General features: G+C 52.1%; 17 protein-coding genes. 12 read left to right on the top strand and 5 right to left on the bottom strand.

Annotated elements, in window-relative coordinates:
• Nucleotides 1-82 precede the first annotated feature (82 nt).
• On the bottom strand, nt 83-1,573 hold the full coding sequence (locus tag ACQE32_RS10455; RefSeq protein ID WP_427021722.1) for a sensor domain-containing diguanylate cyclase: 1,491 nt from the start codon (nt 1,571-1,573) through the stop codon (nt 83-85).
• A 324-nt stretch (nt 1,574-1,897) separates the two neighbouring features.
• On the opposite strand from ACQE32_RS10455, the gene ACQE32_RS10450 reads away from it, so the two are divergent.
• The 3 genes from ACQE32_RS10450 to ACQE32_RS10440 all read left to right on the top strand — a co-directional run bounded on the left by ACQE32_RS10450 (nt 1,898) and on the right by ACQE32_RS10440 (nt 4,537).
• Nucleotides 1,898-3,373, top strand: coding sequence for a TrkH family potassium uptake protein (locus ACQE32_RS10450; RefSeq protein WP_426974717.1), 1,476 nt, complete (start codon nt 1,898-1,900; stop codon nt 3,371-3,373).
• A 369-nt stretch (nt 3,374-3,742) separates the two neighbouring features.
• The gene (locus tag ACQE32_RS10445) at nt 3,743-4,015 is read left to right on the top strand and encodes a DUF1778 domain-containing protein (protein ID WP_427021721.1); all 273 of its coding nucleotides are present in this window, start codon (nt 3,743-3,745) and stop codon (nt 4,013-4,015) included.
• Between the two features lie 3 nt (nt 4,016-4,018).
• The gene (locus tag ACQE32_RS10440) at nt 4,019-4,537 is read left to right on the top strand and encodes an N-acetyltransferase (RefSeq protein ID WP_427021720.1); all 519 of its coding nucleotides are present in this window, start codon (nt 4,019-4,021) and stop codon (nt 4,535-4,537) included.
• Between the two features lie 333 nt (nt 4,538-4,870).
• Here ACQE32_RS10440 and fadE read toward each other — a convergent pair whose 3' ends face one another.
• The gene (gene fadE, locus ACQE32_RS10435) at nt 4,871-7,318 is read right to left on the bottom strand and encodes an acyl-CoA dehydrogenase FadE (RefSeq protein ID WP_426974714.1); all 2,448 of its coding nucleotides are present in this window, start codon (nt 7,316-7,318) and stop codon (nt 4,871-4,873) included.
• Between the two features lie 290 nt (nt 7,319-7,608).
• Here fadE and lpcA point away from each other — a divergent pair, with 290 nt between their 5' ends.
• The gene (gene lpcA, locus ACQE32_RS10430; RefSeq protein WP_084971004.1) at nt 7,609-8,190 is read left to right on the top strand and encodes a D-sedoheptulose 7-phosphate isomerase; all 582 of its coding nucleotides are present in this window, start codon (nt 7,609-7,611) and stop codon (nt 8,188-8,190) included.
• A gap of 156 nt (nt 8,191-8,346) precedes the next feature.
• On the top strand, nt 8,347-9,114 hold the full coding sequence (locus tag ACQE32_RS10425) for a class II glutamine amidotransferase (protein ID WP_426974713.1): 768 nt from the start codon (nt 8,347-8,349) through the stop codon (nt 9,112-9,114).
• Here the strand turns inward: ACQE32_RS10425 and dpaA are convergent.
• The gene (gene dpaA / locus ACQE32_RS10420) at nt 9,085-9,822 is read right to left on the bottom strand and encodes a peptidoglycan meso-diaminopimelic acid protein amidase (RefSeq protein ID WP_427021719.1); all 738 of its coding nucleotides are present in this window, start codon (nt 9,820-9,822) and stop codon (nt 9,085-9,087) included. The genes ACQE32_RS10425 and dpaA overlap by 30 nt on opposite strands.
• Nucleotides 9,823-10,077: 255 nt before the next feature.
• Between dpaA and dinB the strand changes: the two genes are divergently transcribed.
• The 3 genes from dinB to ACQE32_RS10405 all read left to right on the top strand — a co-directional run bounded on the left by dinB (nt 10,078) and on the right by ACQE32_RS10405 (nt 12,342).
• Entirely contained in the window at nt 10,078-11,133 is a 1,056-nt protein-coding gene (dinB, locus tag ACQE32_RS10415; RefSeq protein ID WP_427021718.1) for a DNA polymerase IV, read from the top strand.
• A 316-nt stretch (nt 11,134-11,449) separates the two neighbouring features.
• A complete protein-coding gene (locus ACQE32_RS10410) occupies nt 11,450-11,581 on the top strand; it encodes a hypothetical protein (RefSeq protein WP_426974711.1) in 132 nt (43 codons plus the stop codon).
• 158 nt (nt 11,582-11,739) lie between these two features.
• The gene (locus tag ACQE32_RS10405; RefSeq protein ID WP_427021717.1) at nt 11,740-12,342 is read left to right on the top strand and encodes a hypothetical protein; all 603 of its coding nucleotides are present in this window, start codon (nt 11,740-11,742) and stop codon (nt 12,340-12,342) included.
• A gap of 74 nt (nt 12,343-12,416) precedes the next feature.
• Here ACQE32_RS10405 and pepD read toward each other — a convergent pair whose 3' ends face one another.
• The gene (pepD, locus tag ACQE32_RS10400; protein ID WP_427021716.1) at nt 12,417-13,871 is read right to left on the bottom strand and encodes a beta-Ala-His dipeptidase; all 1,455 of its coding nucleotides are present in this window, start codon (nt 13,869-13,871) and stop codon (nt 12,417-12,419) included.
• Nucleotides 13,872-14,124: 253 nt separating this feature from the next.
• On the opposite strand from pepD, the gene gpt reads away from it, so the two are divergent.
• From gpt to crl, 3 genes are all read left to right on the top strand, one after another.
• Nucleotides 14,125-14,583, top strand: a complete 459-nt coding sequence (gpt, locus tag ACQE32_RS10395; protein ID WP_085067843.1) for a xanthine phosphoribosyltransferase — start codon at nt 14,125-14,127, stop codon at nt 14,581-14,583.
• Nucleotides 14,584-14,704: 121 nt separating this feature from the next.
• Nucleotides 14,705-15,949, top strand: coding sequence for an esterase FrsA (gene frsA, locus ACQE32_RS10390; protein WP_426974708.1), 1,245 nt, complete (start codon nt 14,705-14,707; stop codon nt 15,947-15,949).
• Nucleotides 15,950-16,009: 60 nt separating this feature from the next.
• Complete coding sequence (gene crl / locus ACQE32_RS10385; protein ID WP_426974707.1) at nt 16,010-16,411, top strand: sigma factor-binding protein Crl; 402 nt, start codon at nt 16,010-16,012, stop codon at nt 16,409-16,411.
• 131 nt (nt 16,412-16,542) lie between these two features.
• Here crl and ACQE32_RS10380 read toward each other — a convergent pair whose 3' ends face one another.
• Entirely contained in the window at nt 16,543-17,655 is a 1,113-nt protein-coding gene (locus tag ACQE32_RS10380) for a porin (protein ID WP_427021715.1), read from the bottom strand.
• Nucleotides 17,656-17,899: 244 nt separating this feature from the next.
• On the opposite strand from ACQE32_RS10380, the gene proB reads away from it, so the two are divergent.
• Entirely contained in the window at nt 17,900-19,003 is a 1,104-nt protein-coding gene (gene proB / locus ACQE32_RS10375; protein WP_427021714.1) for a glutamate 5-kinase, read from the top strand.
• Nucleotides 19,004-19,012: the final 9 nt, after the last annotated feature.

Below are 19,012 nucleotides of genomic sequence, written 5' to 3'. Positions count from 1 at the left end.
TGACTGGATGTGCAACCTTCCGTGGTGAAGGTTGCACATCGTTACAGACAAGAACAACAGAGCTGAGAGGCGCAGATTAAGGTTAGATCTCTCCCTGAGCCCGATTGCGTCCGTTGCGTTTGGCATGGTAAAGCGCATTATCTGCCTTTTTCTTCAGCAGCTCGGCTTCGTTGTCCTCACCATTTGAGATAATCGTACCGCAGCCGGCGCTGATAGTGACCACTCTCTCCGGTAGTTCCGTCGAGGTATGGACAATCGCGGCATCTCTGATCACCTTAACCGCCCGGTCAGCAAACTGCCTGGCATCCGGTGCGCTGGTAAAAGGCAGAATGATAGCGAACTCCTCGCCGCCGTAGCGCGCCACCAGATCGGTATGACGGTGAGTCGCACCTTTCAGCAGGCCGCCTACCTTTTTCAGACACATGTCACCTGCTACGTGACCGAAGGTATCGTTATAGCGTTTGAAAAAGTCGATATCTATCATGATTAATGACAGCGGCTCGCCAGTTTTTTTCGAGCGCTGCAGCCCTTCTTCAAGCACCACATCAAACTGTCTGCGGTTAGCCAGGCCGGTCAGGCCGTCAATCAGCGCCATCGACTGCAGGGTATGGTTAATGGTGGTAAGTTCATCTCTGACCTGCGTCAGCTCAAGCTGGTTTCTGACGTTGGCCCTGATTTGCTTCAGAATAAATACTCCCATTCCCATTATCATGGTCAGCAGGATCAGGTTAAGCACCACATCTGTGAGGTTGGTTTCAAGCCACGCTTTCTGCACTCTGTCACGATCATAGCCAGCGGTGACGACCAGCGGATACTGCTCCAGCCGGGCATAACCATAAATACGCTCAATACCGTCCAGCGCGGAGCGCCATGTTGCACTGCCGCTGGCGGATGTTTTAAGCGCGATTCTGAACAGCGGGCTGGCAGAAAGGCTTCGGTTAATCACTGAATCCGGCAGGGGGCGCATATACAATACGGTGGTATCGGCGAGGATAAGCCCCAGAACATCGCGTGCTCCCAGGGTGTAATAACCGTAAAATTGCCTGAAGTAGTCCACTTTAACCGTGGCCAGTGCGACGCCGGCAAAATGACCGGCGCTGTCGTTCAGGCGCATCGATACCGGGATAACCTGTTCACCAGTGGAACGGCTGCGAATAACGTGACCGATATGAACAGAGGTATCAGAGTGGCTACGGTGCCAGACAAAATATTCCCGATCTGCATTGCTGCCCTTTGAAGGGATATAATTGCCTGATGTGGCGATCCAGTTTCCCTGTGCATCGTAAATAAAAAGCCCATGCAGCTGCTGCAGTTTACCGTGCTGCTCTTTCAGCTGACGTGAAAAAGCCTCCGTTTTTGCATAGCCTGGCCCCTGCTGCGTGAGCTGCCTGACCGCATCAGAGAGGGTAATATCCACCTGAAGAAAGGCGTCTTCTGCCTGTTTTGCCAGCGAGACGGCGAGATTACGGGCATCCTCTTCGCGCTCTGTAATTCGCTGTTGCCAGGAGCTCCAGAGTGTCCAGGCATTAATGCCCATAACGGCCATGGCTGTCAGCAGCAAAAAGGCCGCCATACTTCTGCCAAGAGGCGTATGTCTGAGGCGGGAGGAAGTATTTGACGAATGTTTATTCAAGGCCAGGTTGTCCTGTTTTGTGCCGATACATAAGCGTAATTTATAAATTCACCTGTTACAACCGACAACGTTTTTAGTTCCACCGCTGACCAGGCGTGACAGCCAGTTTTATGGATGGGCTTTCCGTGGCCACACTCCTCAGAGCGCACAATACAATCTTCTGTAGATAATGAATATATTCATCCGTTGCTTTATCTGAGTTTGTGATATGCCCGGTAAGAAGGCATCATTGCTGCCGATCTTTTGTCATCAGGGAGCCTTGCTTTGCAACGCTATCTCACACTCAATTTTTCACAGGTGCGCGTGGTTATTCACCTGTGCGGTTTTCTGGTGTTTTTGTACAGCTTTTCCATGCTGCCGCCGATGCTGGTCGCTTTATTCAGCAAAGAGCGCAGCTGGTTTGCTTTTTTTACTACCTTCTTCACCTTTTTTATCCTGGGCGGCGGTGCCTGGCTTGCCACCAAACGTGCCGGTATACAGCTTAAAACCCGTGACGGCTTTCTGATTATTGTTCTGTTCTGGCTGTTGTTTTCGGTTATCAGCGCCATGCCGCTCTGGCTGGATGATTCGGTGGGGCTGAGTTTTATTGATGCGCTGTTTGAAGGGGTATCCGGTATCACCACCACGGGCGCCACCGTGATTGGCGACGTTAGCAACCTGCCGGCTGCCTATCTCTATTATCGGGCGCAGCTCAATTTTATCGGCGGGTTGGGAGTTATTGTTCTGGCGGTCGCGGTACTGCCGCTTTTGGGAATTGGTGGGGCGAAACTTTATCAGTCAGAGATGCCCGGCCCTTTTAAAGAAGAGCGCCTGACGCCGCGTCTGGCCGATACTTCACGCAGCCTGTGGCTTACCTATCTGCTGCTGGGACTGGCCTGTTGCGCCGCTTATATGCTGGCGGGGATGCCCGCTTTTGATGCGCTCTGTCATGGCCTTTCTACCGTGTCGCTGGGCGGCTTTTCCACACGCAGCGAGAGCATTGGTTACTGGAACAGTTCTGCGATCGAACTGGTTGCCGGGCTTTTCTCGCTACTGTCAGCAATTAACTTTACCGTGTGGTTTGTTGCCTTTACCCGACGCACATTACAACCGTTTCGCCGTAATGCAGAGCTACGCTTTTTCCTGCTGGTGACGCTGATTATAGTGTTGATAACCGCATGGCAGCTCTGGCATGTCGGCATGTATAACGCAACGGACAGTCTGGTGCATGCGTTCTTCCTGACCAGCTCTATGATTACCGATAATGGCCTGGCGACCGGCGACTATGCCAGTTGGCCTGCACATACTATTGTGCTGTTACTGACGGCAAGCTTTTTTGGCGGCTGTGTGGGCTCGACCTGCGGCGGTATCAAAGCGCTGCGCTTCCTGGTGTTATTTAAGCAAAGCCGCCATGAGCTACATCAACTGGCGCATCCTCGTGCGCTATTAAGCATTCGGGTTGGCGAGAGCGTGGTGACGGAACGCGTGTTGCGCTCGGTATGGAGTTTCTTTTTTCTTTACGTACTGTTCACGGTGTTTTTTGTCTGGATGCTCAATATTATGGGCTATGACCTGATGACCGCTTTCGCTACCGTTGCGGCCTGTATCAATAATATGGGGCTTGGCTTTGGAGAAACGGCATCCACATTTGGTACGCTTAGCGAAGGGGCTAAATATTTGATGTGCGCCGCCATGATAATGGGACGTCTTGAAATTTATCCGGTGCTGATACTTTTCTCGCGCTTTTTCTGGCGAAAATAGAGTCTTGCTCAGTTTGAAAACGATGCTTATTGCTGCGGCTGGCGTATTGATAATGTCGATACGTTGGCCGTGCTGGTTCAGCATACATTCAAGCTAATCTGCTCCAGGGTTCACTGCCGCACAGGCAGCTTAGAAAAGTATTACCTGTGGATTGAGGATGAACACGATGTTCACTGCCGTACAGGCAGCTTATCAAACGACTTTTACTGGTTTCTCGGTGGTATTTCTTGGGATCATATAACGATTGATTAAAAAATAGTCCGCCTCACCACATACTGCATGTACGGTAAGAGACCGTACATGCAGGCGTATCAAATCCTGAAACTGTGTTGCATAGCAATGCGTCAGTCATATGGACATAGAGGAAACATGGCAAATACATTAAAGAAACAACGCATCGATCTGCGTTTATCTCCAGAAGATAAAACGCTTATCGAAAACGCGGCCCCTCTCAGCAATCTAACCATCTCGCAATTTATGCTGGCAAGTGCTTCTGAACGGGCAGTTGAAGTCATTGAACAGCATCAACGTATAGTGCTCAATGAAGCATCATGGAAGCAGGTTATGGATGCCATCAGCAATCCACCTGAACCTAATGTAAAGTTAAAGCGAGCGGCCCAACGTCTACAGAACATGGAGTAAGTTTTGGACACTTTAAAAGTCGAGCTTTTCACGGATGAAGCTCAGTACAAAATAAATAACTTTGATTGTGACAAAACAACTTTAAATAAATTTCTGCTCGAGCATCTCAGACGTCAACATAACGGGAAAATATTAAGAGCGTATGTGCTGATAAATCACGAGGCGGAGCCAAAAGTCCTGGGCTATTACACGTTATCCGGCGGTAGTTTTGAAAGATCTAGCTTGCCCTCTAAAACGCAACAGAAAAAAATCCCATATAAAAATGTGCCATGCGTTACCCTTGGCAGGCTGGCGATAGATAAAACTCTGCATGGGCAAGGCTGGGAAAGCATGTTGGTTTCTCATGCGATGAGCGTTGTTTATCACGCGTCATTGGCGGTAGGTATACATGGCATGTTTGTCGACGCCCTGGATGATGAGGCTAAACAATTTTATACCAGTCTCGGTTTTATTGAATTGGCAGGTGAAAACGGCAGTTCATTATTTTATCCAATACAATCCATTGAAAAATTATTTCAATAATAATCCAGATGTTTATGAACAATGTGCCAGGGGTTTCAGCGAGGTGTTAATATAGAGTTAAGGAAATATTTTTTCTGCGCCAAAACAAAGTTTCTATATTAATTTTGTTTGCCTAAAGAAGTTATTTTTTGGTCTCGCCACTTAACTGAAAACGTTAAAACCTTATGCGCTTGTTCACTGCCGCACAGGCAGATAAAAGTAAAACTTCCGTTCCTGCTTTTCATAAAGAAAAGGCCAGAGCGTTACCGCTCAGGCCCTGGTTGCCACGCTAAAATGTCCGGTTTATTACCGCAAACGTGACGCTTGCTGGGTAGTCTTTATTTTTATTCGCCCTCAGGCGGCTTCGCTTTTACGCTCATGCGTCTGATTCTGCTTTACCGGCTGGGTAGCCAGCGCATCCGCCTCAAACTCATCAACGTTAATCGAACGCAGGCGACTGGCTTCGGCACGCACTAAAACATCCGCCTCCTGCTGTGTGATCCACTCCTCCTGCAAGGCGCGCTGTGCCAGCTCATCAAGTCGGGTAAATGACAAATGCTTTTTCAACTGCTTGCAAAGACGGTCGTGAATCACTTCCGCAGCCATTACATCCTGTAGCGCCGCTTCCAGCTGTCCGGCAGGATTATGTTCGCTCGGCGTTAAATACTGGCCGCGTCCCAGGCGAGAGCGCGTTGCGGACGGCGTCTGCAACAGTTTCGCTAACTGATGGTCCAGACGATCCGATGGCGCACGGCAGTGGCGGCCTGCCGGGAAAATCATCACACGCAGTGTGGCTGCAACCGCCGCGTTGGGGAAATTACGCAGCAGATCGTCAATAGCATTCTCTGCCTGATTCAGCGCATCCTGTACGCCCCAGTGCAGCAGCGGCAGATCCGCTACATTACGGCCTTCTTCGTCGTAACGTTTTAGCGCCGCCGAGGCAAGATAAAGCTGACTCAGAATATCGCCCAGCCGGGCTGAAACGCGTTCGCGTCGCTTCAGACTACCGCCCAGTACCGACATCGAAATATCTGACAGCAGCGCCAGGTTCGCGCTGATGCGGTTCAGATGCTGGTAATAGCGGCGGGTTGCATCGCGGGTTGGCGCAGCGCTGCCGTAACCGCCGGTAACACCCAGCCACAGGCTGCGAATCAGGTTGCTGCCGACATGTCCAATATGACTGAACAGCGCACGATCAAACTCTGGCAGGTCGTTACGCTCTGCGGCGCCCATCTCACGCAGGATATAAGGATGACAGCGGATTGCGCCCTGACCAAAGATGATCATGCTGCGCGTCAGAATATTCGCGCCTTCGACGGTAATTGCGATCGGTGCGCCCTGATAAGCACGGGCAAGGAAATTGCTCTTGCCGAGCATAATGCCTTTACCACCAGCAATATCCATCGCATCGATAATGGCGCGCTGGCCGCGATGGGTGCAGTGATATTTAACTATCGCCGAGAGCACCGCTGGTTTCTCGCCCTGCATAATGCCGCAGGTAATCAGCGTGGCGGCGGCATCCATCACATAAGCGTTGCCGGCGATGCGCGCCAGCGGTTCTTCAATCCCTTCCATCTTCCCGATAGAAACCCTGAACTGGCGACGAATATGCGCATAGGCGCCCGTTGCCAGCGCCAGGCTTTTCAGGCTGCCGGTGGAGTTGGAGGGCAGGGTGATGCCGCGACCTACCGACAGGCATTCAACCAACATGCGCCAGCCCTGACCGGCCATTTTAGGCCCGCCGATGATGTAGTCGATAGGGACAAAAATATCGTTACCGCGCGTTGGGCCATTCTGGAACGGCACGTTAAGCGGGAAATGGCGTTTGCCGATCTCAACGCCTGGCGTATGGGTTGGGATCAGCGCACAGGTAATGCCCAGCTCTTCGGTATCGCCCAGTAAATGCTCAGGGTCGGAAAGCTTAAATGCCAGGCCCAGCACGGTGGCAATCGGTGCCAGGGTGATATAGCGCTTGTTCCAGGTAAGACGCATACCCAGCACCTGCTGGCCCTGCCATTCGCCCATACAAACGATGCCGATATCGGGGATCGCGCCTGCATCGGAACCCGCTTCCGGGCTGGTTAATGCAAAGCAGGGGATCTCCAGGCCCTGTGCCAGACGCGGCAAATAATGCTTCTTCTGCTCATCGGTGCCGTAGTGCTGCAGCAATTCACCGGGGCCGAGCGAGTTGGGTACGCCAACGGTAATCGCCAAAATGCCGGATACGCCCGCCAGCTTTTGCAGCACGCGTGCCTGGGCGTAGGCAGAAAACTCCAGTCCGCCATACTCCTTTTTAATAATCATGGCGAAGAAGCGATGCTCTTTCAGGTAAGCCCACAGCTCCGGCGGCAGATCGGCCATTTCATGGGTGATCTGAAAATCGTTAGCCATACGGCAGGCCTCTTCCACCGGGCCATCAAGAAATGCCTGTTCTTCAGCGGTCAGACGCGGCTGCGGATAGTTGTGCAGTTTTTGCCAGTCAGGATTGCCACGAAACAGATCGCCTTCCCACCAGGTTGTGCCCGCATCGATCGCCTCTTTTTCAGTACGTGACATCGGTGGCATCACCTTACGGAAGGTGCGCAGCATGGGGGCAGAGACCATCGAACGACGCATCGACGGCAGGTTTAACGGCAGAAGTATCAGGGCCAGCGGAAGCAACAGCCAGGGCGTCCAGAGATCGAATAGGGCCATTGCTGCACTCCATAACAGCAGGATAGCGCTGCTGGCTGGAAGCGAAATGCGGTGCCAAAAAAGCGCGCCGATCAGAATCAGCGTCGCGACAATGCTAAGAACCATCATAATGAACCGCTCCGTAACAAGTAAGAGGTCTGACCTGTTGGTCTGGCTACAGGTTTAAAGCAGTTCTGTTTATTTAGCAATCTGGCAACAGAATAATTACAACCTGGCTCACATTCCATTCGCATCATTCGTCAAAGCATGAATTTTATCCCAGCCCGTTGTGGATTAAACCGATTATTACCCTGACAGCGCCCCGGTCTTTACATCTCAGCTTTACCCTGTAAGGCTTTGCGACCCGCTGGCATTTCGGTAAACTTGCGCTGACTCTTTCTCCTCCAAAGGACCTCCCTATGTACCAGGATATTATTCGTTCAGAACTTAACGAAGCAGCGGATACGCTAAATAAATTCCTGAGCGAAGACGCAAATATTCATGCGATCCAGCGCGCTGCCGTGCTGCTTGCCGATAGCTTTAAGGCGGGGGGCAAAGTGCTTTCCTGCGGCAACGGCGGTTCGCACTGTGATGCCATGCATTTTGCTGAAGAGCTGACTGGTCGCTATCGCGAAAACCGCCCTGGCTATCCGGCTATCGCCATCTCTGACGTCAGTCATCTCTCCTGCGTCAGTAATGATTTTGGCTACGACTACGTCTTCTCTCGTTATGTTGAGGCCGTAGGCCGTGCGGGCGATGTGCTGCTGGGTATTTCCACCTCGGGGAATTCCGCCAATATCATCAAGGCGATTGAGGCGGCGCGCGCGCAGGGCATGAAAGTGATCACCCTGACCGGCAAAGATGGCGGCAAAATGGCGGGCAGCGCAGACATCGAAATCCGTGTGCCGCACTTTGGCTATGCCGACCGCATTCAGGAGATCCATATCAAAGTGATTCATATCCTGATGCTGTTGATCGAAAAAGAGATGGAGAAAAAGTAACGGCGCACCAGCCGTTAACTTTGCCGCGTCAGCCCCGGCGCGGCTAATCCGAAGCAGCAGGGCGCTTGTCGCGTTCTGTTAACAAAAATGCTCTTCCGCTGCCAGTCTCCATTTGATTCGTTATAATCGTCACAAAACCGCGCCGGAGGCCTCTCTATGTGTGAACTGCTCGGCATGAGCGCTAATGTCCCAACTGATATTTGCTTTAGCTTTACCGGACTGGTGCAGCGCGGTGGTGGCACCGGGCCGCATAAAGATGGCTGGGGTATCACCTTCTACGAAAACAAAGGCTGCCGCACCTTTAAAGATCCGCAGCCCAGCTATAACTCGCCAATCGCGCGTCTGGTGCAGGAGTATCCTATTAAGTCCTGCTCGGTGGTGGCGCATATTCGTCAGGCGAACCGGGGACAGGTGTCGCTGGAGAATACCCATCCCTTTACTCGCGAGCTGTGGGGACGTAACTGGACCTATGCGCACAACGGGCAGCTAAGCGGCTATCGCCAGCTGGAAACCGGTAATTTTCGTCCGGTAGGCGAGACAGACAGTGAAAAGGCGTTCTGCTGGCTGCTGCATAAGCTGGCGACGCGCTATCCGCGAACGCCAGGCAACTGGCCTGCGGTGTTTCGCTATATTGCCGAACTGGCGACGGAACTGCGGCAGAAAGGGGTGTTTAATATGCTGCTGTCGGATGGTCGTTATTTAATGGCTTATTGCTCGACCAATCTGTTCTGGATTACGCGACGTGCGCCGTTCGGTAAGGCGAAGCTGCTGGATCAGGATGTAGAGATCGATTTTCAGAAGCAGACCACGCCAAATGACGTGGTCACGGTAATTGCCACTCAGCCGCTAACCGGCAATGAGACCTGGCATCGTATTGCGCCAGGCGAATGGCAACTATTTTGCCTTGGAGAGCGCCAGGAATGACTGCGAAGCGGCGGGCGTACCGCTGACCGGTGAGCCGTTCAGCACATACCTGCCGTTATTTACCGCTACCGTTGGCGGCTGGCGATGCTGTACAAACCACGCATAGCCCGGCTGCAGCTGTTTCCAGAAACTGGCGTAATAAGAGTTCCGGTGACGCTGCATATTGCTTTCGGTCATGCGGAACGGATAGATACTGACGGCCACTTCAGGCTGACCGTTACGCAAAGCCGCGTTTACGTAGCTGAAGATCTCATCCATATAGGCATTTGTCATGGCGTAACAGCCAACAGAGACGCAGGCGCCGTGGATCATCAGGTATTTTCCGTCATAGCCCTGCTGGCGGTCGTACTGGTTAGGAAAACCAATATTGATTGCGCGGTAAAAACGGCTGTCCGGCTTAAGCTGGCTCTGTTTTACGCTGTAAAAGCCTTCCGGGCTTTTAAAATCGCCCTGACGGCGCTTTGGCCCAAGGCCGCCAGAAAAGTTACAGATGCGATAGCTATCGAGCAGGCGGAACTCATTGCCGATCTTGCCGTAGAGTTCCAGCGTGCGTTCTTCTTTAAATATCTGAATGTAAACTGGCGTACCTAATAACTGCTTCTTTAACTCTTTGCTGACCGGTGCCAGTGGCTGAACTGGCTCAGGCGCGCTTGCCATGCTGAGGGCTGGCAGAAGAATCATCGCAAACAAAAGTGCGATTTTGCCCATTCTTGTTCCCTTGATGATGAGGGGGATTAAACTGCAACGCCCTGCGGCGTCTGTAACATGCATATAGGATAATTCCGCTATTGCTGCGCAACATTATCACTGTCTGTTTTTTTATCAAGATGCCAGCTAAGAAATAGCTGTTATTCCGGAGATGGCCCGCAAATTAACGTATGCCGTTACTGCATATTCATCGCGCTACGCCATTGAATCCCCTTAAGTTGGCTGTATACTTATCCAGTAATGGCGGAGGGGGCTATGCGCAAAATCATTCATGTCGATATGGACTGCTTTTACGCGGCGGTGGAAATGCGTGATAACCCCAGCCTGCGTGATATTCCGCTGGCCATTGGCGGCAACCGGACGCAGCGCGGCGTTATCAGCACCGCTAACTACCCGGCCCGTAAATATGGCGTGCGCAGCGCGATGTCCACCGCGATGGCGTTAAAGCTCTGTCCGCACTTAACGCTGCTGCCGGGCCGCTTTGATGCCTATAAAGTGGCTTCCGCCCATATTCGCGAAATCTTTTCACGTTATACCGCGCGTATTGAGCCGCTGTCGCTGGATGAAGCCTATCTTGACGTAAGCGACAGCCCGCACTGTCACGGTTCGGCAACGCTGATGGCGCGTGAAATCCGCCAGACTATCTCCCGTGAACTGGATCTTACCGCATCAGCGGGCGTTGCGCCGATTAAGTTTCTTGCCAAAATCGCTTCCGATCTGAATAAGCCAAACGGCCAGTATGTGATTACCCCGGATGAGGTGCCGCAGTTTTTACTGACGCTGCCGCTGGCCAAAATTCCCGGCGTCGGCAAAGTAACGGCAAAGAAGCTGGAAGATTTAGGGCTGCGCACCTGCGCCGATGTGCAAAACAGCGATCTGGCAATGTTGCTAAAGCGCTTTGGTAAATTTGGCCGGGTAATCTGGGAGCGCAGCCACGGTATTGATGAGCGTGAAGTGATTACCGATCGCGAGCGTAAGTCGCTCGGCGTTGAGCGCACACTGTCGGAAGATATTCATCACTGGGAGCAGTGCCTGGAGATTATTGATTTTCTTTATGACGAGCTGGAGCGGCGGCTGACGAAAATCAAACCGGATCGTCATATTGCGCGCCAGGGCGTTAAGCTTAAGTTCAGTGATTTTCAGCAGACCACGCAGGAGCATGTCTGGCCGGTGTTGAATAAAGAAGATTTGATTGCGGTAGCGAAAGAGGCCTGGGAAGAGCGCCGTGCCGGCCGCGGCGTCAGGCTGGTGGGGCTGCATGTCACGCTGCTTAACCCCCAACTGGAACGGCAACTGCTGCTGGGGCTGTAGGATGGTTAAGCCTTCTCACGCCAGAACTGATTTTTGAATACAGTATGTATCGATAAATAAACATAAAATGTGCTGCATGTAAAAGTAGCTGTTGTTATGTTCCTGCTGTTGACAGCCCCTGATCACTTTATCACGCGTTTAGAAAATTAAATTTGGTTAGCAGGCGTACTTCCTAACTTTGAATTTAACGCCCAAAGTAATATTTAATAGGCTAGCTATGTTCTGTGGTTTATTTTTGTACTTTATTATTGCTTTAGGACAATTTATCATTCATGCACCGCTAATCAGTTTTATCATGGAATGAAAGAGGATAATAATGAGTTTCACTGGCTACTCATCAGAAAAAAGCATGCTAAGTTATGATTTTGGTGGCATTTCTAACGCTGGAGTGAAAGCAGCAATGGAGGCGGGGCGTTACCCCAAACGTTTCCCCACAGAAGCTATTTAATGCCAATTACAAAGAGAATTATTAATTGCGATAAATAATACAGTAACTTTTTCTGGCAGTGGGGTGACAGGGACAATACGGAATCCGCAAAACATGGGGGTTAGCGCCAAATATGCCATATCTACTCTCCAGTCTTTTTCTGGTTTTTAAGAGGTACTATGTTATTAAAAATATTCCTGGCGCGCGTTCAGCGCTGCAGGACACTGGAGTTGGAGATTAAAAAAACGCCGATTGATAAATTGCCAGCTCTGCAAGAAAAAATTAACGCAGAGATGAAGGATTCCGTCGGGATGTTTAATTTTGCGTTTCCGCTGGTGCTTAGCGCTTTTTTTATGATTATGAGCTTTGCTATAGTGCAGTTTTCACTATGGCAGGCTGTAACGCAGTGGCTATTATTGCCACCTGCCATGACCATGGTCTTTTTGGTGATTGGTTCACTGGTTTGCAGCGTACTTTATATTATGCCGATATTTATCATGTCGAAAGGATTTATGGCTGGAGCGAAACTCCATCTGATATTGGCATATGCAACGCTGTTTAGCGCCGTTATATATTTCCTAAGCATGGCTATAGGGTGGATAGCTAGCGCGTTCACGACATGGGGAGGAATTATTAGCGCGTCATTAGTGTTAATCTTTATTGGTCTTAGCCTGTTTATCATACGCACCGAGCGCTTTTACTCATCCCTGTTGTTTACACTCTATTGCCGAACGCTCAGAAAATTACAGGCCAGCGGCGTTAAACAACGCGCTATAAAATAAATTGCGTAAAAAATAAAAAGGCCAGAAATGCTCTGGCCTTTGATTTTACTAATTGCGACGCGTTCCAGACGAAATTACTTCGCCGGAATCACTTTCAGCAGTTCGGTCAGCAGCTGCCAGTAAAGCGCTACGCTGCCAATATGCACCTGCTCATCCGGCGAGTGCGGGCCGGTAATGGTCGGGCCGATGGAAACCATATCCATATCCGGGTAAGGCTTCTTGAACAGACCACATTCCAGCCCCGCATGAATGATCTGAATATTCGGCGTCTTGTTAAACAGGCGCTGATAGGTCTCACGCACCAGCGCCATGACCGGCGAGCTGGCGTCCGGCTGCCATCCCGGATAGCTGCCTTTTGCTGCACCTTGCGCACCGGCCAGTTCACACAGCGAGCTCAGCATTGTCACCACATAATCTTTGCCGCTGTCGATCAGCGAACGGATCAGGCAGTTGATTTTTGCTTCCTGCTCGGTCATGGAAACCACACCGACGTTCAGCGACGTTTCCACCACGCCTTTCGCCACGTCAGAGTTGCGGATCACGCCGTTCGGCGTGCTGTTCAGCAGGGCGATAAAACGATCGCGGCTGTCAGCGGTCAGCGCCGCGCCACCCGCCACCGGCTCGGTTTGCAGGGTGATATTCTTCTCAATCAGGCCCAGCTCGTTCTGCAGGGTCGCCTGATAGCCCATCGCCGCAGATTTCAGCGTATCGATTTTTGCCGCTGGCAGAGCGAAGGTAGCGTAGGCTTCACGCGGAATCGCATTGCGCAACGTGCCGCCGGTAAAATCAATCAGACGCAGATCGTATTCACGTGCATACTGTGCCAGGAAGCGCACCAGCAGCTTGTTGGCATTGCCCAGGCCCAGATGGATCTCCGCCCCGGAATGACCGCCTTTTAACCCTTTCAGCGTCAGGCGCAGCGTTTCGTAATCGGCAGGAACCGCTTCACGCTGCAGCGGCAGCGTAGAGGTAAAATCGATACCGCCGGCGCAGCCCATATAGATTTCACCTTCTTCCTCAGAATCGGTGTTAATCAGGATCTCAGCCTGCAGCCAGTTCGGTTGCAGACCAAATGCGCCGTCCATGCCGGTCTCTTCCGTCATGGTCAACAGCACTTCCAGCGGACCGTGTTGTACGCTCTCATCAGCCAGTACCGCCAGCGCAGAGGCCATACCAATGCCATTATCCGCGCCCAGCGTCGTGCCGCGCGCTTTTACCCATTCGCCATCGATCCAGGGCTGAATTGGATCTTTAGTGAAATCATGGGCCGTATCGTTGTTTTTTTGCGGCACCATATCCAGGTGCGCCTGCAGCGCTACCGGCTTACGGTTTTCCATGCCTGGCGTGGCTGGCTTACGGATCAAGATATTGCCGACCTGGTCACGGTCGCACCAGAAGCCTTTTTCCTTTGCCCAGGAGAGAATGTGCTGCGCCAGCGCCTCTTCGTGAAATGAAGGATGCGGAATGGAGCAGATTTTAGCGAAAATATCCCACAGCGGTTGGGGAGAGAGTTGAGACAATTCAGACACGACAGGTCTCCTGTGTCATCGGTGCGCGGCTGCGCATCATTGCGAAATTTCCAGTAATCGATCGCCGTCAGCGAATCTGACGTGATGGGGTGAGAATAACATCCTTTATTGTCTGCTGTGCAGTCGGGCGCGTTAAAATGCGGCAACCGCGCAATCCGGTGCTGGTTTTTAACGCGTCAGATCCTTATAATGCCGCGCAACCTTTTCCCATTGCATATTTTTTAGGCCAATTCGATTGGTCGGGATTCCTTTTATGAGCGAAAAATACGTCGTCACCTGGGACATGTTGCAGATTCATGCCCGTAAACTGGCTCAGCGCCTGCTTCCTGTTGAACAGTGGAAAGGCATTATTGCCGTAAGCCGCGGTGGTTTGGTTCCGGCTGCGCTGCTGGCGCGTGAACTCTCTATCCGTTATGTCGACACCGTTTGTATTTCCAGCTATGACCACGATCATCAGCGCGAAATGAACGTGCTGAAGCGTGCGGAAGGCGATGGCGAAGGCTTCATCGTGATTGATGACCTGGTTGATACCGGCGGCACCGCTCAGGCGATCCGTGAAATGTATCCGAAAGCGCGTTTCGTCACTATTTTCGCTAAGCCTGCTGGCGCGCCGCTGGTTGACGATTATGTAGTGGATATCGCACAAAATACCTGGATTGAGCAGCCGTGGGATATGGGCGTTGCCTTTGTTCCGCCGATCGTCGATCGCTGATTGACCTGCATCAAAACAACGCCCGGTTCGTCCGGGCGTTGTCGTTTCTGCGGGTCGCACCCTGGGGATGGGTGAAGTACACTGTAGTCTCGTGATTGCGCGGCGGCAGGAGAGCGACACCATGTCAGCAAAAAATCTCAGCGAAGAGCTATTCAAACCCCGATTTAAACACCCGGAAACGTCATCACTGGTGCGCCAACGGCATCACGTTACTTCGACCGTTCAATCCACGCTGGATGGTGAGAGCCATACCGGCTGGTATCGCATGCTCAACCGCCTGCTCTGGAGCTGGCGCGGCTTGCCGCTGATTGAGATTAGCGAAGTGCTGGCGCGGATTGCTGTCAGTTCAGCAGAGCGCACCAGCGAAGATCTGCTGGATACGGTCATTGGCTATCGCAGCGGCAACTGGATTTATGAATGGAGCAAACAGGCGGCGCTATGGCAGCAGAAGGCGATGGACGCAGGCGAAACGCCGGAAGCGGGCGAGCACTGGCTGCATGCGGTTAATCTCTACAGCCTGGCCGCGTGGCCACATATCAAAGGCGATGAGCTGGCCGAACAGGCGCAAACGCTGGCTAACCGCGCCTATGAAGAAGCTACGCTGCGTCTGCCTGGCGAGCTGAAAGAGTTATCGTTCCCGATTCAGGGCGGCGGCTCGATTACGGGCTTCCTGCATATGCCGCCTAATGTTAGCGCGCCTTATCCTACGGTGCTGCTATGCGGCAACCTTGATAGCCTGCAGATCGATCACTATCGCCTGTTTCACGATTACCTGGCACCGCGCGGCATCGCGATGTTGACGATTGATATGCCGTCGGTGGGTTTTTCCTCTAAATGGAAACTGAACCAGGATACCAGCTTTCTGCATCAGCAGGTGCTACGCGGTCTGGATGCGGTACCGTGGGTCGATCATACGCGCGTGGCGGCGCTGGGCTATCGTTTTGGCGCTAACGTGGCGGTACGTCTGGCTTATCTGGAAGCGCAGCGTCTGCGCGCCGTCGCTACCCTGGGGCCAATTGTTCATGCGTTGCTGGCTAACTCCGCTCAGCAGGAGCGTGTGCCGGATATGTATATTGATGTGTTAGCCAGTCGGCTGGGTATGGCACGCGCCACAGATGACGTACTGCGCACTGAGCTAAATCGCTATTCGCTGAAAACCCAGGGGCTGTTGGGACGCCGTACACCAACGCCAATGCTGGCAGGCTACTGGCAGAACGATCCCTGGAGCCCGGAAGAAGATGCGCGTCTGATTGTTAACTCATCCGCAAACGGCAAGCTGTTGCCGATCGGCTTTTCGCCGGTGTTGGGCAACTTCGATCGGGCACTGCAAACCATCTGCGACTGGCTGGTACAACAGTTGAAGTGATAAGTTGCTATTTTGCATTAGTTTGCTAAAACTGTTAGCTCATTTAAGGAGGTGTAAACCATGACGTTACCGAATGGACATCCACGAAGCCGGTTGCTTAAACGTTTTACCGCGCTGGGTCCCTATATTCGCGAGAACAAATGCGAAAATGAGCGGTTCTTTTTTGATTGCCTGGCCGTTTGCGTCAATGTTAAACCTGCACCGGAAAGCCGTGAATTCTGGGGATGGTGGCTGGAGCTGGATGCGCAATCCGATCACTTTACCTATCAGTATCACTATGGCCTGCACGATAAAGATGGCAACTGGAAGCCATGCGCTATCAAAGGCAAAGAGAATGAAGAGAAGCTGGAAGAGACGTTGCGTAACTTCCACGAACGCCTGAAGTCTACGCTGGCTGAACTGGAACTGGGGTTATTGCCTGCTGAAGGCGCTAATGAACAGACGCTTAAGTTAACCGCCTAATCAGTCGTTTTTACAAAGAAAAGGGCAGACGCGAAGTCTGCCCTTTTCTGTATTATTACCGCATCAGGCGGCCCGCCTTCTGTTGCAGCAATACCGGTGTATTCAGAAGGCTGACCGGATGATGCCGAATATCAGAACTGGTAGGTCATACCCACTGCAACGATATCGTCAGTGTTGCGGTTCAGCGTGTTGTCATCATCCAGCAGGTTGATTTTGTAATCCACGAATGCGGACATGTTTTTATTGAAGTAATAGGTCGCGCCGACGTCAGCGAACTTATGGTAATCCGCATCACCGATGCCGCCTTCAATATCCTTCACCTTGCTCTGAACATAAGCCAGCGACGGACGCAAGCCGAAATCAAACTGATACTGCGCTACGATTTCGATATTTTGCAGTTTGTTAGCGTAGCCGCTGATATCTTCTACGGTGCCGTTAACGTTAACATCATTGCCGCTAATCGGGTTCATATTACGGGTTTCAGCGTAAGTGGCCGCCAGATAAACACCGTTGTTGTCATACTTAATGCCGGTTGCCCAGGCTTCGGCTTTCTCGCCACCGCCAAAGTCGCTGTTTTTCTGATTCAGCGTACGGTTAGAAGAAGAGACCGCGCCTTTAAGGCTCAGGCTATCGAGGATTTTATAAGAAAGCGATGCGGCCATGCCGTCGCCGTTAGAGACGCCGTCGCCGCGTGACGAGCTTTCATTTTTGCCCTGATATTGCAGCGCAAAATCCAGGCCATCCACCAGACCAAAGAAATTGCTGTTGCGATAGGTGGCGACGCCGTTAGCACGGTTCAGCATGTAGACATCAGCGGATGTATATGCAGTGGCACCAAATTCCGGCATCATATCGGTGATGGCTTCAACATCATAAATCAGGCCGTAGTTACGACCGTAATCCAGCGAGCCATAATCCGTGACTTTAATCCCGGCAAAGCCCAGACGCGTTTTATTGCCTGCGTTAGAGTTGTTTTCCGGGTTATTAGCGTTGTACTGATATTCCCACTGACCGTAACCGGTCATGATTTCGTTAATTTGCGTCTGGCCTTTAAAGCCGATACGCACATAAGATTTGTCGGCGTTGCTGCTGGCATTGGTTTCAGCATCGCTCATGTAACGCATTGCTTTCAATTTGCCATAGAAATCCAGCTTGTTACCGTCTTTATTGTACACTTCTACTGCCTGCGCTGCGGTGCTCAGGGTCAGGGCGGATACCAGTAGTGCCAATGCGCTCTTTTTCATTTGTTATTAATCCCAATGAGTAAAAAAATGTACCGCTCGGAAAACTCTTATGACTGCGGAAACGTTTTTACCGGGATTTGATGAATCTTTTATGAAGCTTTTCCGCTTTTATTGTTAAACGCGAACTTTTGGTCTACGCGGTTGTCAGGCATTTTCCAGGCTTTTCCCCTTAGTGCCTGTTGGCATCCTTGCCCACTCCTGATAAAAAGTCCTTTCAAAGACATTTTTACTACGGCAGGAAATCATGAGCGGCAGTCAGACCTTAGTGGTCAAACTGGGTACCAGTGTGCTGACCGGCGGATCGCGTCGGTTAAATCGGGCACATATTGTGGAGTTAGTTCGTCAGTGCGCACAGCAGCACGCGGCGGGCCATCGAATTGTGATTGTTACCTCTGGCGCAATGGCTGCCGGACGTGAACACCTGAACTACCCGGAACTGCCGCCTACCATCGCCTCAAAGCAGCTGCTGGCTGCGGTGGGGCAGAGCCGTTTGATCCAACTGTGGGAACAGCTGTTCTCTATCTATGGCATCAATATTGGTCAGATGCTGCTGACGCGAGCGGATATGGAAGATCGCGAGCGCTTCCTTAACGCACGCGATATGCTGCGTGCGCTGCTGGATAACAATATCGTGCCGGTGATCAATGAGAACGATGCGGTGGCGACAGCGGAAATCAAAGTCGGCGATAACGACAACCTGTCGGCGCTGGCAGCGATGCTGGCCGGTGCCGATAAGCTGCTTTTGCTGACCGATCAGCCGGGGCTGTTTACTGCCGATCCGCGTCATAATCCGCAGGCATCGCTTATTAGTGATGTGCATGGCATCGATGATGCGTTGCGCACCATCGCTGGCGACAGCGTTTCCGGCCTTGGCACCGGCGGCATGGCAACTAAACTACAGGCGGCGGATGTCGCCTGCCGCTCCGGCATTGAGGTGATTATCGCGGCGGGCGGCCGTCCGAACGTTATTGGCGATGTGATTGAAGGTAAACCGGTGGGCACGCGTTTCCATGCGCAACAGTCGCCGCTGGAGAGCCGCAAACGCTGGATTTTCGGCGCGCCGCCTGCCGGTGAGATTATTATTGACGACGGCGCGCTGTCGGCAGTGCTGGAGCGCGGCAGCTCGCTGTTGCCGAAAGGCATTCGTGAAGTGAGCGGCAACTTTTCACGCGGCGAGGTCATCCGCATTCGCAGCCTGTCTGGACGTGATGTGGCGCATGGGGTTTCACGTTATAACAGCGATGCGCTGCGGATGATTGCCGGTCACCACAGCCAGGAGATCACCGATATCCTGGGTTATGAATACGGTCCGGTTGCCATGCACCGCGACGATATGATTGTCAGCTAAGGAGCCTTC

The sequence above is a fragment of the Pantoea sp. FN0302 genome (genome assembly GCF_050113775.1).
Lineage (GTDB): Bacteria > Pseudomonadota > Gammaproteobacteria > Enterobacterales > Enterobacteriaceae > Mixta > Mixta alhagi.
Note: the sequence above shows the minus strand (reverse complement) of the source record. Positions and strands in the feature narration are given on the sequence as shown.